This window comes from Salicibibacter kimchii, from assembly GCF_003336365.1.
Classification (GTDB): Bacteria; Bacillota; Bacilli; order Bacillales; family Marinococcaceae; genus Salicibibacter; species Salicibibacter kimchii.
In genome coordinates, this window is record NZ_CP031092.1 from 3,020,870 (window position 1) to 3,033,609 (window position 12,740).

Annotated in this window: 14 protein-coding genes and 1 pseudogene; 10 read left to right on the top strand and 5 right to left on the bottom strand. The window is 45.5% G+C overall.

Features of this window, described 5'->3' with window-relative positions; all coding sequences use genetic code 11:
• Positions 1–23: 23 nt before the first annotated feature.
• Positions 24–293, top strand: a pseudogene (locus DT065_RS15280) (CoA transferase); the annotation flags it as partial.
• A gap of 184 nt (positions 294–477) precedes the next feature.
• Here DT065_RS15280 and DT065_RS15285 read toward each other — a convergent pair.
• A complete protein-coding gene (locus tag DT065_RS15285) occupies positions 478–1,938 on the bottom strand; it encodes an amidase family protein (RefSeq protein ID WP_114374850.1) in 1,461 nt (486 codons plus the stop codon).
• A gap of 222 nt (positions 1,939–2,160) precedes the next feature.
• Between DT065_RS15285 and DT065_RS15290 the strand changes: the two genes are divergently transcribed.
• From DT065_RS15290 to DT065_RS15300, 3 genes are all read left to right on the top strand, one after another.
• Positions 2,161–3,084 carry a transporter substrate-binding domain-containing protein gene (locus DT065_RS15290; protein ID WP_114374852.1) on the top strand — a complete coding sequence of 308 codons (924 nt, stop codon included), beginning with the start codon at positions 2,161–2,163 and terminating at the stop codon, positions 3,082–3,084.
• Between the two features lie 202 nt (positions 3,085–3,286).
• Positions 3,287–3,943: an amino acid ABC transporter permease gene (locus DT065_RS15295; RefSeq protein ID WP_114374854.1), complete on the top strand. Its 657-nt coding sequence runs from the start codon at positions 3,287–3,289 to the stop codon at positions 3,941–3,943.
• A complete protein-coding gene (locus DT065_RS15300) occupies positions 3,940–4,662 on the top strand; it encodes an amino acid ABC transporter ATP-binding protein (protein ID WP_114374856.1) in 723 nt (240 codons plus the stop codon). The genes DT065_RS15295 and DT065_RS15300 overlap by 4 nt, the downstream gene beginning before the upstream one ends.
• A 73-nt stretch (positions 4,663–4,735) precedes the next feature.
• Here DT065_RS15300 and DT065_RS15305 read toward each other — a convergent pair whose 3' ends face one another.
• From DT065_RS15305 to DT065_RS15315, 3 genes are all read right to left on the bottom strand, one after another.
• Positions 4,736–5,644 (bottom strand): glycine betaine ABC transporter substrate-binding protein, encoded by a 909-nt coding sequence (locus tag DT065_RS15305; RefSeq protein ID WP_114374858.1) that lies wholly within the window; start codon positions 5,642–5,644, stop codon positions 4,736–4,738.
• The gene (locus tag DT065_RS15310) at positions 5,641–6,309 is read right to left on the bottom strand and encodes a cysteine hydrolase family protein (RefSeq protein ID WP_114374860.1); all 669 of its coding nucleotides are present in this window, start codon (positions 6,307–6,309) and stop codon (positions 5,641–5,643) included. The genes DT065_RS15305 and DT065_RS15310 overlap by 4 nt, the downstream gene beginning before the upstream one ends.
• Before the next feature lie 253 nt (positions 6,310–6,562).
• Complete coding sequence (locus DT065_RS15315) at positions 6,563–7,651, bottom strand: DUF3500 domain-containing protein (protein ID WP_160112589.1); 1,089 nt, start codon at positions 7,649–7,651, stop codon at positions 6,563–6,565.
• Positions 7,652–8,019: 368 nt separating this feature from the next.
• Here DT065_RS15315 and DT065_RS15320 point away from each other — a divergent pair, with 368 nt between their 5' ends.
• The 3 genes from DT065_RS15320 (at position 8,020) to DT065_RS15330 (ending at position 10,769) form a co-directional block, all read left to right on the top strand.
• Positions 8,020–8,982, top strand: coding sequence for a sodium:calcium antiporter (locus tag DT065_RS15320; RefSeq protein ID WP_114374864.1), 963 nt, complete (start codon positions 8,020–8,022; stop codon positions 8,980–8,982).
• A gap of 39 nt (positions 8,983–9,021) precedes the next feature.
• Positions 9,022–9,861, top strand: coding sequence for an aldo/keto reductase (locus DT065_RS15325; protein ID WP_114374866.1), 840 nt, complete (start codon positions 9,022–9,024; stop codon positions 9,859–9,861).
• Positions 9,862–10,409: 548 nt separating this feature from the next.
• Positions 10,410–10,769, top strand: coding sequence for a PH domain-containing protein (locus tag DT065_RS15330; protein WP_114374868.1), 360 nt, complete (start codon positions 10,410–10,412; stop codon positions 10,767–10,769).
• Between the two features lie 43 nt (positions 10,770–10,812).
• Here the strand turns inward: DT065_RS15330 and DT065_RS19010 are convergent, their stop codons facing one another.
• Positions 10,813–10,953 (bottom strand): putative type II toxin-antitoxin system PemK/MazF family toxin, encoded by a 141-nt coding sequence (locus DT065_RS19010; RefSeq protein ID WP_160112590.1) that lies wholly within the window; start codon positions 10,951–10,953, stop codon positions 10,813–10,815.
• A gap of 67 nt (positions 10,954–11,020) precedes the next feature.
• Between DT065_RS19010 and DT065_RS15335 the strand changes: the two genes are divergently transcribed.
• The 3 genes from DT065_RS15335 (at position 11,021) to DT065_RS15345 (ending at position 12,729) form a co-directional block, all read left to right on the top strand.
• Positions 11,021–11,335 (top strand): hypothetical protein, encoded by a 315-nt coding sequence (locus tag DT065_RS15335; protein WP_114374869.1) that lies wholly within the window; start codon positions 11,021–11,023, stop codon positions 11,333–11,335.
• Between the two features lie 141 nt (positions 11,336–11,476).
• Positions 11,477–12,217, top strand: a complete 741-nt coding sequence (gene map, locus DT065_RS15340) for a type I methionyl aminopeptidase (RefSeq protein WP_114374871.1) — start codon at positions 11,477–11,479, stop codon at positions 12,215–12,217.
• An 8-nt stretch (positions 12,218–12,225) separates the two neighbouring features.
• Positions 12,226–12,729: an O-acetyl-ADP-ribose deacetylase gene (locus tag DT065_RS15345; protein ID WP_114374873.1), complete on the top strand. Its 504-nt coding sequence runs from the start codon at positions 12,226–12,228 to the stop codon at positions 12,727–12,729.
• Positions 12,730–12,740 lie beyond the last annotated feature (11 nt).

The following is a 12,740-nucleotide window of genomic DNA, read 5'->3' on the forward strand; positions in this document are numbered from 1 at the left end:
AAACCTAACGGTTTCATTCACAAAAGGAACGTTCTCCAGGATTAAATGGTCATTCGAGCCCAGCGGGAACGTTCCAAACCAAAGACGGTCATTGGTTAGTCCTCGTTACAAGCTCTGACCGAACTTTTGAACGGTTAGCACAGGCAATGGACCGTGAAGATATGTTAGAGGATGAGCGTTTCTACACGAATGCTGTTCGTTTATAGCACTTTGAATTAACCAATGGGATCGTTGCTGATTGGGTAAAAACATGGAAAAGGGATCCACTCCTCAAACATCTTGATGGATACGGTTACGAACGACGATGATCTGGGAGATAAAAATTGTCGATGAAGACGAGAAGCTCATCTGTGTGTCTCGTTGTACAATAGCTGTCCTGGATAAAGTGAAACTTGCATCAGAGGGGTTTGCCTCCCCCCTCTGATGGTTAGTTGAACCAATCGGGGCGTTTGCCACCGGGATAAAAAATAAGCGATATCACCGGGTCATGTCCGGCTTTTTTCTAAACATCGTTGCTTGTTCATAGGCAAAAGCGATTTGGAATAACGTTTCTTCAGAAAACGCTTTTCCTGTAAATGTTATCCCGAATGGTCGTCCATTTTCTTGATAGCCGGCGGGAACGACTATAGACGGCAAGCCGGCGCGGGCAGCAACATCATAACTGCTCGAGCTTGGAAAGAGAATGGCATCCAGGTTCTGATCCTGTAAAACATTTTCCAGGCTTTGCGAGTCCCCCAAGCCTTCGTCGCGGAGTTTCTGAGTGAGATAATTCGTATTGGATAAACTGTTTTCCACCGATGTTCGAACTCGAAGGCGATCATAGCCATATTTATGCAAATGGGCATGATCCTCGTAGGATTGAAAAAATTCATTAAAGGAACGAAAGCCGGTGTAAGGATTCGCCCTGGCAAAGAAATTGTTCAGGGAATGCCTAGATTCATAGCTGACAACAGCATCTCCATCCCCGCGGTTAATCGCGGGGATGGATACTGAATCGACCAACGTCGCCCCGAGGTCTTTTAATGTGTTAATTGTTTCTTCATAAAGGGAAAGGTCAATTTGATCGCTCATGCTCGGTTGATAGTCGCGAAAAATACCGATGCGTTTTCCTTGCAAATCGTCACTATGGAGGGCATCTACGTAATTGGGAATTTTGGAAGGTTGTGTTTTCGTTCCTTCATCTTGCTGGTCCTTGCCCGCGATCACTTCCAAAAGACGCGCGGCGTCCGTCACTGTTTGCGTCATTGGCCCGGCAGCATCTTGCGCGTAGGATAAAGGGATGATACCTGTTCGGCTGACAAGCCCGATGGTCGGCTTGATTGTTACGAGAGAATTGCGCGTCGCGGGGTTGAGCAAGGAACCGGATGTATCTGTGCCAATGCTTACAGGTGCGAAGTTCGCCGCAACCGCTGCCGCGCTACCCGTGCTCGAGCCGCCGACATCGAATTGGGTCCCATATGGGCAGAGGACGTAGCCGCCCCTTGAACTATAGTTTTCCGGCATGTCTGTGCCGATGCGATGGGCGAGTTCAGTCATGTTTGTTTTGCCGAGAATAATCGCGCCGGCTTCCCTGAGCTTTTTGACGAGAAACGCGTCCTCGCTGGAGCGCCAATTTTCAAGCGCGATCGCCCCGGCGGGTGTCGGCATTTTATCGACCGTTCCGATGTTTTCTTTTAAAAGAATCGGGATGCCGTGCAACGCGCTTTTTCGTCCATGTTCTTCCCGCTCTTTATCCAGCGCTTCCGCGATCGGTACGGCATCGGGGTTGATATCGGAGACACCATTGATATAAGGTCCATCTTGATCCCACAGCGCGATACGGTTAAAATAGTACAGAACAAGGTTTTTTGCAGTAAGTATCCCTTCATCATAGGTTTGGTGAATTTCGGCGATAGAAGTTTCTTCATGCCAATAATTAGCCGTTAATGTAGATGTCATCAGTTAACCTCCGGAGATTTTTGCTACATCAATATGATGCCTTACAGACCAGTGTACCATTCATTTTGCAAGCATACTGTAAGCAGATAATCACCTTTCGTTTAATTATTTCTGAAAATAGATAAGAAATGGATAATTGCCATATGAGCCAATTGTGGTATACTGATACAAATATTATTTTTTCAATATTCCATAGAAGAAGAATAGGGGGGCAAAAAACGAATGAAGAAAAATTTTTGGCTATCCGGGATTATGGGCGTATCATTGTTGGCTGTTGCCGCGTGTGGCACAGATGATACCGAAGGAGACGCGGATGATACGGACGCAAACGGAGATGACAATGGCGACGTAGATGCAGAAGAAGACGAAGAAGACGAAGATGATGGAGACGCAGGCGAGGAAGCGGCCGAGGATGGTGGGGATGGTAATGGCGGAGATGCTTCGGTTGAAGGAGAAACGTTTACGGTCGCGACAGACAATAGTTTCGTCCCATTTGCATTTGTGGATTTAGACACGGATGAATTGACCGGGTTTGATATCGACCTCATGAATGCTATTTCCGAAGAAGCAGGTTTTGACGTTGAATACGAAACCGTGGACTTTAATGCTGCATTGTCGGGGATACAGGCAGGGACGTATGACGCGTCCATTAATGCGATGTCCATTACAGAAGAGCGTCAAGATTCGGTTGATTTTTCAGACCCTTATTACCCGGACTCCGGTATTACTTTGGCCGTGACCGATGAAGACGGTGACATCCAATCGCTTGAAGATGCAGATGCCGAGGGCGCGGCCGTGGGAACCGGCCAAGGCTCAACAAGTCAGGAGTATTTAGAGGAAAATACGGATAATGTGGATATTGAACCTTACCCGGACGTCACCGAAGCCTACCAAGCCGTCATTGCAGGTCATGTGGATGCCGTCTTATATGACGAACCGAACATCCTTTATTTCGTTGAGGAGCAAGCACAAGGGGAAATGTTCACAGTTGGAGAAAAACTAACCGGTGAAGATTATGCCATTGGCATGCCGCCCGGTCATGAATTGGTCGAACCGATCAATGAAGCGTTGGGAACGATAAGAGAAGATGGCACGTACGATGATATTTTCGAAGAATGGTTCGGTGAGCGTCCCGAAGGCACATAAAGTGAAACTTCCATCAGAGGGGCGATTTACCCCCTCTGATGGTTAGTTGAACCAATCGGGGTGTTAGCGCCCGTAATCTCCCGCTAACGGGGATGAAGCGGAAATTTTAAGGGCGCTTATCACCGGGATAAAAATAAAGCTGCTCATGCGGAGCTCAACCATGAGCAGCTTTTGTTTTCATTTTTTCCGGAAGGAGAGAAATATGAATTTATCACCTGAATCGATGATTGATGTGATTCCGTATCTCACCACTGGCCTATGGTATACATTTATTATCACAATTGTTGGTGTGGCCGTCGGTTGTGTGATCGGAACCGTCTTTGGTTTAATGAGGTTAGCAAACAACCGGTTGATTAGCACGATTGCAGCGATTTATGTAGAAGTTGTCAGAGGGACACCCTTACTTGCGCAAATCTTCTTTCTTCATTTTGGTGTGCCTAATCTGATCGGATTTAGCATGGATGCGCTTATTAGCGGATACATTATACTCGCGATCAACTCAGGCGCGTACATAGCGGAAATCGTTCGCGGAGGTGTCCAATCTGTGGACAAAGGACAGCTGGAAGCGGGAAGATCACTGGGATTAAATGGGTACCAAACGATGCGCTATATCATTTGGCCGCAAGCCGTGAAAATTATGATCCCTCCGTTTGGAAATCAATTTATCATCAGCTTGAAAGATACGTCTTTACTGGCAACCATCGCGGTGGGCGAGTTGATCTATCAAGCTCAACAATATACAGCATTGACGTTTGATGCCTTTGAAGCTTATTTTATGGTTTGTCTTTTTTATCTAATGATGACAATCCCGGCATCTTTACTTTTACGCTATACGGAACGGAGGCTTGAGCGTTCATGATTAAGGTGAAGAACTTACATAAATCTTTCGGGGACAATGAAGTGCTGACGGATATTACAGCAGAAGTGGACGCCCAAGAAGTGGTGTGTGTCATTGGGCCTTCCGGTTCGGGGAAAAGCACATTTTTACGTTGTTTAAATCGACTGGAGGAAATTACTTCGGGCGAGGTTTTGATCGACGAGGTGAACATTGCCGACCCGAAAACAAACATTGATGTTGTGCGGCAGGATGTTGGCATGGTTTTTCAACACTTTAATCTTTTTCCTCATAAATCGGTGCTTGATAATGTCATGCTCGCGCCTATGAAGTTGAAACGGGACAGCAAGGAAGAGATACGTTCTCGCTGTTTAACCCTTTTGGAGAAGGTTGGCCTCGCGGATAAGGCGGATGCGTATCCCTCAAGTCTTTCAGGCGGGCAAAAACAACGCGTTGCCATTGCTCGCGCCTTGGCGATGAATCCGAAAGTGATGCTGTTCGATGAACCGACGTCTGCGCTGGATCCGGAGCTTGTCGAAGATGTGCTTGCCGTCATGAAAGACTTGGCGAACGAAGGGATGACGATGGTTGTCGTCACCCACGAAATGGGCTTTGCAAAAGAAGTCGGCGACCGCGTATTCTTTATGGATGAAGGAAGAATGGTGGAAGAGGGCACGCCCATGGAAGTCTTCGATGAAACGAAACATGAACGTACAAGGGAATTTTTGAGTAAGATTTTATAAAAAAAGTGCCCGTGCTTACGGAAATGGAAGCGCGGGCACTTTTTCTCGTGATCTTTGTGGAGTCATGCACTTTTTATTGGTTTAACATTGCATCCACGTGGTCGCGATTTTCATCGATCCATTCCGAGGCAGAGTCCTCGAATGGTTTATCCTCTTCTTCGTACGCGTGCATCATTGCTTCCAAGTCGTCAATGTCCATTTCCCATTCTGATAAAATCTCATAGGCTCTGGGATGCTCTTCTTCAATTTCGTCATAAGAAATAACGTAAACATTGTCTGTTTTAAAATATTCGTCTGGGTCATCCAACAGATTCACATCATAATTCACAAACATCGAATGCGGTCTCCAGCCAGTCACAATCACCGGCTCTTCAGCTTCGATTTTGGAATCAAGTTCACTGATCATTGCTTCTTCACTGGAAGTCATCAGATCATATTCGTCTCCTAGCTCATACCCTTCAACGGCGTCTTCTGCAGCGGAAACGAGTCCGGCTCCCGGATCGATACCAATTATTTCCTCATTAAATTTCTCAGCATTTCCCTCTAAATCCTCAATCGACTCTTCCTCTACATAGGACGGAACAACGAGCCCAAGAGGAGCGTCCTCGTAGCTGGTCGCTACTTTTTGCAAATTGTCCTCATGTTCTGTCCAAAGGTCTTCCTCCGTATAAGGAAGCCAGGCATCCATAAAGAAATCTATATCTTGTTGGGCCAAGCCTTGAAAAATATATGGTTGGTCCACCCGTTCATATTCAACGTTATACCCGGCTTCTTCAAGAATAAGCCGAACGATCTCTGTCGGTGCTTCTGTACTCGTCCAGGTCGTGAGTCCGAAGGTAATCGTTTCATCCTCTACATCTTCACCATTTTCTTGGCCATTTTCATCGGCCTGTTCGTCTGCTTCAGGGGTATCATCTCCGCACGCTGCCAATATTGAGGCAGAGACGATACTGAGCAGCGCATATAAAAAAGGTCTTTTCATTCGTGAACCCCTCCGAGTTTATGAAACATTTCTCGCATTGTTTCAGGCGTAAATTGCATAGAGTCCGGTTCAAGTGATTTCCATACTTGATGATCTTCGTTGTGAATGTTTTTAATCAATTCTTCAGATTCGAATATTTGGATATCGTAAATCCAATTGGCCATGATTAAGATCGAAGCCATGTGCGCGCCTTCGTTTGATGCAGCACACATGTCTTTCACGAGGTTGATTTGGTAATCCTTGAAAAAGCCATCAAATGCAGAAGTCATCACACATCCATCAGTGACAAACCCAGCTATGATGAGATGTTCAACATCCAAACTTTTCAAGATCAAATCTAAACTCGTTTCATGAAACGCACTCCAACGGAATTTATCAATAACAATCTCCTCTTCCTTCGGAGCTATCTCACTAAAAATATGGAAGTTGTTCGAATCTGTTGAATAGTATACAGGCTTTCCTTTCTCGTCAAGTGGTTCCCCCTTGGAAATACCAGAGCGATCGGAGCGGTTCATGTGGCGTGAGTAAATTATCGGGATATCTTGATTTCGACAGACATCAATTAATTGTCGGGATTTTTTGATGACATCCTCAACGCCTTCGATACCAAATTTACTTTCTTTTTGTAGATCAATTAAGAGTAGAGCTGTCTTTTGAAAATCCAAATAGTTTCACCATCTTTATAGATATATTTATTTAACAAACACAGTGAACGATTTACGAGCCCTTGTGTTGAGCTGAACATGTCATGTTTAAATGTTAATCCCTCCAGTTTATGAAGAATCTTGAAAAACAATAATCTTCATCATACCTATGTGATATTCTCTCGTCAACGGAAAATATATAATTTCAAGCATAATCTCAACTGTTTAAAAAGTACCTACATATTCATGCTTGCAAATACGGTATTTTCTTCTTTCATTGCACAAATAACCCGCCATAATCAGCGACTTTATCTCGCCAAATTGTATGGTAATGCGGGTTGTCGGGGTGGCTTTCCCCTTCCAGGGATGTTAGTTCGATCCATACGCGTGGCCCGTCAATTCTTACATAAGCGCCCCTATCTTCTACGTTCGGGGACCCTGACCAAGCAATATGCGTATTTTGCAAGGCATCTTCGGAAAAATAATCGTTAAGCAACTCGTTTCTAGCTTCCTCGGGTGCATCGTTTACCCACGCTTTAATCGCGTTTTGAACGAGGGTTTGTTGTTTTTTGTCCAGGTCAGCATAGGCGATGCCTACCGTTTCCGGATAATTGCCGTCTTCCCCGGGACCGACAACGACATCGTCAAACGTTTCCTCCATTTCAGCGTCCTCCAACTGTTCATGATCCAACGAATGAAGCATGGCATCAACGCTGTTCATTCGCTCATCGCTGGGCCGATACGTCATATTGTCCCACAATGAAAATTCTCGCGGTTCGACCCCTGTAAATTGCGGGGTGGCGCCTGCTTCCTCACCGTTAAACACAAGGTTTTTGGCCAGGTGATGTCCGCTGAATTGTACCATCCATGGTTCCTTCTCCGATGGTGGGCCGAGAATGGCAATAAAATACAACCCGGGTCCTAACGTTTCATCATTAAATTCGGTGTGTTGAAATGCATCGGCTTTCATGATTTCCGTTAATGTTTCATAACCTTCCTCACAGAGCGATGCTTTCATCAACTTTAAAGCCGCTTTCATGCTTTCTTCGGACAAATCCCCGAGCGCCATGCCATTGCGGTTTTCATAAGTGGCCGGTACATTGCTCCAAGTCGCCGCGTTTTCTTCGGTCAATTCATACTCGACCGTCTCTCGTTGTTCCTCGCTAAGTGTGTTCAGAAAAGATTCGGCAAGGGACACTTGATCGTCTTCTACATCTTGATGATGCGATTCATTGATGATTTCAAGAAGTGATGCTGTTTCTTCTGATTGGGCTTTTGTGATTGATGTCGTTGCTTCAGCATCGACGGGGACGGCCCCCACCATTAAAATTCCGCTCAGCCACAACAGTTTTATGGTTTCCATCGTCATCCTCCCTCGAGTCAGTTTACCTTCTTCATAGCTTGCCCAGATTTGCGTTTGCTAAAATACAACATAGAAAAAATCGAGGAGATTAATCGTTTAAATGGTCCCAATGAAGTATTTCGAAATAGGAAAGTATCTCACACGTATTCGTTGACAACCCTATTTCCCCTCCTTACAATAAGAATAGATATCAAAGGGGAGTAGCTGTTCATTTAAAGTCGTCATGACGGGTCATAATGCCCCGGCTTTAAAGGCAACAATCATCGTTGTTGGCGAGACCTTTGCCCATGTGCAGGCAGAGGTCTCTTTTATTGTGCCTTTGCCGGATATCGAACATTTTTTCATAGGTTCGGCAAAGGAGAATTCCAATGATCTATGTCCTATTCATCGTTGCAATTATTGCCACGGTTTTTGCTGCAATAAAAATATCTGCGTATGCAGATGGCATTAGCCGTTTGTCCGGCATGGGATCGCTGGTCATCGGTACTTTCCTGTTGGCGGGTGCAACATCGCTGCCGGAAGTGACGACAAGTGTCTCGGCCATCTATCTGGAAAACCCTGACCTCGCTGTCGGCAACATGATTGGAAGCAATCTTTTTAATTTATTAATTCTGGCTGTGTTCGATGTTGTTTACAGACAACGGAAAATATTAACCAGTATCGACCAACAACAAAAATACACTGCTACGTTCGGCTTTATCATGATGGCCATCGTACCGATCGCGCTCTTTTTTACGATCGAAATTCCTTTCCTCAATGTCGGTATGGACACGTTGCTCATCATCGCCCTCTACCTGCTTAGCTTATGGGTGATGCGCCGAAAACGCCCGAGAGAAAAGGGATCAAACGAGGGAACCGTGGAAGAGAAGTATACATTAAAAGAAGCAGTGATTGGTTTTTTTGCCGCTGCCATTACGATCTTGCTCGCGGGCACGCTTCTAACGTATGCTGGAGACCAAATCGCTGTCATCAGCGGGCTTGGTTCGAGCTTTGTTGGAAGCTTCTTGATTGCAACAACCACATCTTTGCCCGAAGCCATGTCGGTGTTTATCGCGTTTAAACTGAACAATTCAAACCTTGCGGCTGCCTCGATCATCGGCAGCAATTTATTTAATATGTTGATCTTATGTTTGTGTGACTTTTTGTACGGAGAATCGATTTTACAATCCGCGTCCACCAGTCACATGGCGACGTCGGTGCTCCTGACCGTGAACAGCGCAATCTTATGTTATGCCATTTTTTCACGAAATGGGAGAAACGTTTATTTAGGCCCATCGATCGCTATCATCTTTTTCTACATCGTAGCAGCGGTATGGATGTTTATTTTGTGATACGATCGTGATACAACAAGAGTTAAGGAGTGACAAGAGATGATGCAAATATCAGAAATCACGCTGAATGACGGCATGCGTATACCTGCCGTTGGTTTCGGCACGTATCAATTGTGGGGAAACGAGGGCGCGGCCGCCATCGCGAGTGCTATTGATCAAGGCTATCGTCTCATTGACACCGCGTATAATTATGAAAACGAGGGGACCGTCGGGGAGGCAGTTAGGCGCACATCCGTATCGCGAGAAGCGTTGCGCATTACATCCAAGCTCCCAGGTCGATACCACACCTATGACCAGGCTGTGAAGGCCATTCAAGAATCTCTCTATCGCGCGAATCTTGCTTATTATGATCTATATCTCATTCATTGGCCAAATCCCATCCAAGATCAATATGTCGAAGCGTGGAAAGCTTTAATCGATGCGAAAAAATGGGGTCTTACCCGTTCTATAGGTGTATGCAATTTCCTGCCGGAGCACATGGAACGACTGGAAAAAGAAACAGGCGTATTGCCAAGTATCAATCAAGTGGAGTTACATCCTTTTTTTAACCAGGAAGAACTGCGAAAGTGGCATGAAGAGAATGGGGTAGTCACCGAATCGTGGAGCCCTTTAGTACGGGCGGATGATGTTTTAAGTAACGACACGATCAAAAAAATCGCGGACAAGCACGGCAAAACCGCTTCGCAAGTGATCCTGCGCTGGCATTATCAGCTTGGCGCCGTGGCCATTCCAAAATCTGCATCACCAAAACGCCGACTGGAAAACATCACGATTTTTGACTTTGCTTTGGATGATGAAGATATGACGGCATTAAACGATTTAACTCGCCCGGATGGCCGCAGAAAGAACCAGGATCCGGCCGTTTATGAGGAATTTTGAGGAATAATGGTAAATACTGCCGAAACAAGAATTTGCACCGTCGGCCAAAATAGGTTATCATAGAAGAACCATGTAGGAATAATAAACATAAAAATGCCATAGGTTATCAAAGACCGAAGGTGAGGACACACCAACGGTCTACAATAGAACGTATCCTTCAGGGGTGCACGTTCACTTAGTAGCGAAGTAGTTACCCAGAGGCTGGCATCTCAGGGGTAGCTACTTCTTTTTTCTGTCGGCATTTCCGGATGCTATAAAATAAACTAGTGTGGACACAGCCACACAGAGCATCAGAGCTTCGTACACAGAAATGGAGAATCACCTCCCTTCTGTCCGTGAACAACGGACGGCCACAGACACGAAGGTGAACGCTACCTCTGAGAATCTTGTTCTATTGTTCATTTAGTATATCAAGTTTCAGCTTTAATGCCAATATATCCCGAAATTTCGGGGTTTTCGTTTTTGCTTAGTGATAAATCACTAAAATGTTTCAACAAAATTCTGACCAAAGAAAAAGGACCATCTAAAATAAAAAAAGGGGTGCACAAATGGCATTCTGGAAAAAGGCAGATAACCGAAAAAAACACCAAGATCAGGTGCGGCAATATTTAGTTGAGGACGAACAGCTTTTTCATACGTATGGATTAATGATTGATTTCGTCGCTCTCACCGATCAAAGGGTCATTTTTGTGGAAAAATCATGGGTATCGAAACGTTCGGAAGTCGTTAGCATTCCTTACAGTAAAATTGAGGAAATCGCTTTGTTGAAAGATCGAAGAATGTCGATCTCGAATCCCGTTCGCATCAGCACTCGTGCAAAAGATCACCAACTAAATTTGATCAAAGGAAACGATTCAGTCGGGTTTTATCGGCAATTATCGAGACAAATGATGAACGCGGGTGGGTAAAAGAAGGGTTTTAAGATGATCATATCGGGGGATACGAGAGGGTTTATTCAAAAATGATTGCTTCTAAAATGCTGATGACCTGATCAATGATGTCATTTGGTGCCTCTTCAACAAATTGGTATTTTCTAGCTTTTAAATCAAACGTTTTCACTTGGTCTGTGAACACTTTGTCATAAGTCTTCATGCCTTAAAGCGAGAAAGCCCGGCAACGCCTGCAGAACCCACCTCGTGTGGGCCCGAGGAGGATAGCCATGGAGGATGACACGTTATATAAAACCTTTAATCACTGGGAAGAACTCAGCTCAACAAAAGAACAACGTGTGGCCTATGAAGAACGACCAAAACAGATCATGGATGAAGAAGCTGCGAAACGGGAATTCGAACTTCGGAAACAGGACGCGAGAAGGAAAGGTTTAGAAGAAGGTAGAGAAGAAGGGGAAAAAACAGCAAATAAAACTACCGCCCGCAGATTATTAGCAATGGGGATGGACATTGAATCTGTAGTTAAGGGCACGGGGCTCGATAAAGAAAAAGTGCTTGAAATTAAGCGAGAGATGAAACAGTAAAACTTTCTGCGCCCTCCCCTTCGATCCCAAAAGCCTCATTGTTGTTGCATGAAGCCAAGAAGGCTACAATAACATAAAAGAGATCAGTTGCGCAGTCTACACACAGGCTGCCTTCATTTTTTATTAAAAGGGGTCTTCATAATGATTGCAACAGACGATAAAGATATTCAGGGCCTAAAAGAGGCAGGCCATGTCATTGCCGGGATTCGTGATGAAATGATCCGTCAGACAAAACCCGGCGTGAAAACAATCGAGCTTGATCAATTGGCCGGAAAGATGTTTGCGGACAGCGGGGCGGTTTCGGCACCGATCAGCACGTATGGATTTCCGGGGAATACGTGTATCTGTATCAATGAGGAAGTTGCCCATGGAATTCCTGGGGATCGTGTTATTCAGGAAGGTGATCTTGTTAACATCGATGTGTCCGGCGCTTATAACGACTATTGGGTGGACACCGGCATGTCCTTTGTCGTGGGCGATGCAACACCGTCACAAAGCCGATTGCTCGACGCGACACAGAACGTTTTTGACGCCGGGCTCGCGAAGTTTAGGGCAGGGGCGAAGCTGAACAATGTGGGGCGCGCCGTTCATAAAACAGCGAGGGAAGAAGGATTCAAAGTCATTAAAAATTTAACCGGGCACGGCGTCGGCCATTCCTTGCGGGACGCTCCCGATCATATTTTTAATTATTTTAACCCATGGGATCGAATGCTTTTGGAAAATGGCATGGTGATTGCCTACGAACCGTTCGTCTCCACGAAAGCCGAACAAATTTATGAAAAAGAAGACGGATGGACGCTGACGACACGGGATAAAAGCATGGTTGCCCAGATCGAACATACCATCATTGTCACAAAAGACGAGCCGATTATTGTCACGTGAGGTGAAAAATGAAAATCGAAGTGCGCCAGGAAGACATTACGACACTTGACGTCGACGCGATCGTTAACGCTGCCAACAAAACACTGCGTGGCGGTGGCGGCGTGGACGGTGCCATCCATCGTGCCGGCGGAAAGGAAATTCTGAAAGAATGCAAAGAAATCGGCGGTTGCGAGACCGGGGAAGCGGTAATGACCACAGCGGGTGAGATGCCTGCGCGACACGTTATTCATACCGTAGGACCGGTGTGGAACGGAGGTGAAAATAACGAGGACGAGCTGCTTCAAAACTGTTATAAAAATTCATTGCAGCTCGCGGTGGAGAATGGTTTACAAACGATCGCGTTCCCGAATATCAGTACCGGTGTTTACGGCTTCCCAAAGGAACGCGCGGCACGGATCGCAGTTGAAACGGTGGAGCAAGTGTTAAAAGATGAGCCATCCGTAGAAAAGGTTTTTTTCATCTGCTTTGACAAGGAAAATTATAATTTGTATATAGATTTGTTAAAAGAGTAGAGTAGGGCGAC

Excerpts from the sequence above, each read along its gene's own strand:
- DT065_RS15285 (WP_114374850.1), bottom strand. The coding sequence starts at position 1,938 with ATGACATCTACATTAACGGCTAATTATTGGCATGAAGAAACTTCTATC.
- DT065_RS15290 (WP_114374852.1), top strand. The coding sequence starts at position 2,161 with ATGAAGAAAAATTTTTGGCTATCCGGGATTATGGGCGTATCATTGTTG.
- DT065_RS15295 (WP_114374854.1), top strand. The coding sequence starts at position 3,287 with ATGAATTTATCACCTGAATCGATGATTGATGTGATTCCGTATCTCACC.
- DT065_RS15300 (WP_114374856.1), top strand. The coding sequence starts at position 3,940 with ATGATTAAGGTGAAGAACTTACATAAATCTTTCGGGGACAATGAAGTG.
- DT065_RS15305 (WP_114374858.1), bottom strand. The coding sequence starts at position 5,644 with ATGAAAAGACCTTTTTTATATGCGCTGCTCAGTATCGTCTCTGCCTCA.
- DT065_RS15315 (WP_160112589.1), bottom strand. The coding sequence starts at position 7,651 with ATGGAAACCATAAAACTGTTGTGGCTGAGCGGAATTTTAATGGTGGGG.
- DT065_RS15320 (WP_114374864.1), top strand. The coding sequence starts at position 8,020 with ATGATCTATGTCCTATTCATCGTTGCAATTATTGCCACGGTTTTTGCT.
- DT065_RS15325 (WP_114374866.1), top strand. The coding sequence starts at position 9,022 with ATGATGCAAATATCAGAAATCACGCTGAATGACGGCATGCGTATACCT.
- DT065_RS15330 (WP_114374868.1), top strand. The coding sequence starts at position 10,410 with ATGGCATTCTGGAAAAAGGCAGATAACCGAAAAAAACACCAAGATCAG.
- DT065_RS19010 (WP_160112590.1), bottom strand. The coding sequence starts at position 10,953 with ATGAAGACTTATGACAAAGTGTTCACAGACCAAGTGAAAACGTTTGAT.
- DT065_RS15335 (WP_114374869.1), top strand. The coding sequence starts at position 11,021 with ATGGAGGATGACACGTTATATAAAACCTTTAATCACTGGGAAGAACTC.
- map (WP_114374871.1), top strand. The coding sequence starts at position 11,477 with ATGATTGCAACAGACGATAAAGATATTCAGGGCCTAAAAGAGGCAGGC.
- DT065_RS15345 (WP_114374873.1), top strand. The coding sequence starts at position 12,226 with ATGAAAATCGAAGTGCGCCAGGAAGACATTACGACACTTGACGTCGAC.